The sequence below is a fragment of the Streptococcus sp. 27098_8_82 genome (assembly GCF_041431615.1).
Taxonomy (GTDB): Bacteria; Bacillota; Bacilli; order Lactobacillales; family Streptococcaceae; genus Streptococcus; species Streptococcus sanguinis_K.
In genome coordinates this window covers 1-861 of sequence record NZ_JAPVYB010000019.1, presented here as the reverse complement: position 1 = coordinate 861, position 861 = coordinate 1, and the positions used below count along the sequence as shown (strand labels likewise).

Genomic DNA, 861 nt, shown 5'->3' with positions numbered 1-861 from the left:
GAGTGCAAGCACCTCCGCGTCCACGAGTGCGTCAGTAAGTGCAAGCACCTCAGCATCCACAAGTGCATCAGTAAGTGCCAGCACGTCCGCCTCAACAAGTGCATCCGTGTCAGCAAGTACGTCGGCCTCAACGAGTGCATCTGTGTCTGCCAGCACGTCCGCGTCTACTAGCGCGTCGGTATCAGCAAGTACATCAGCGTCCACGAGTGCATCTGTAAGTGCAAGTACCTCAGCTTCCACGAGTGCATCAGTGAGCGCAAGTACGTCCGCTTCCACGAGTGCATCAGTAAGTGCAAGTACGTCTGCATCAACAAGTGCGTCCGTAAGCGCAAGCACGTCCGCTTCAACGAGTGCATCTGTGAGTGCAAGCACCTCAGCGTCCACCAGTGCATCTGTATCCGCAAGTACGTCCGCGTCGACGAGTGCGTCGGTAAGCGCAAGTACGTCCGCATCGACGAGTGCGTCGGTATCTGCAAGTACCTCAGCCTCCACGAGCGCTTCAGTGAGCGCCAGCACGTCCGCATCGACGAGCGCATCGGTAAGTGCAAGTACGTCCGCATCAACTAGCGCCTCAGTTTCAGCAAGTACGTCCGCATCGACGAGCGCATCGGTAAGTGCAAGCACCTCAGCATCCATGAGTGCATCAGTTTCAGCAAGCACATCTGCGTCCACGAGCGCCTCAGTAAGTGCAAGTACTTCAGCGTCCACGAGCGCCTCAGTAAGTGCAAGTACGTCCGCATCAACGAGTGCGTCAGTGAGTGCAAGTACTTCAGCGTCCACGAGCGCCTCTGTATCTGCAAGTACCTCAGCCTCAACGAGTGCATCTGTGTCTGCAAGCACATCTGCGTCCACTAGTGCATC

At 56.6% G+C, this 861-nt stretch carries 1 protein-coding gene; it reads right to left on the bottom strand.

What is annotated here, in order from left to right:
- On the bottom strand, nucleotides 1-861 hold an 861-nt coding region (locus O3627_RS11760), incomplete at both ends, for a hypothetical protein (RefSeq protein ID WP_371621464.1).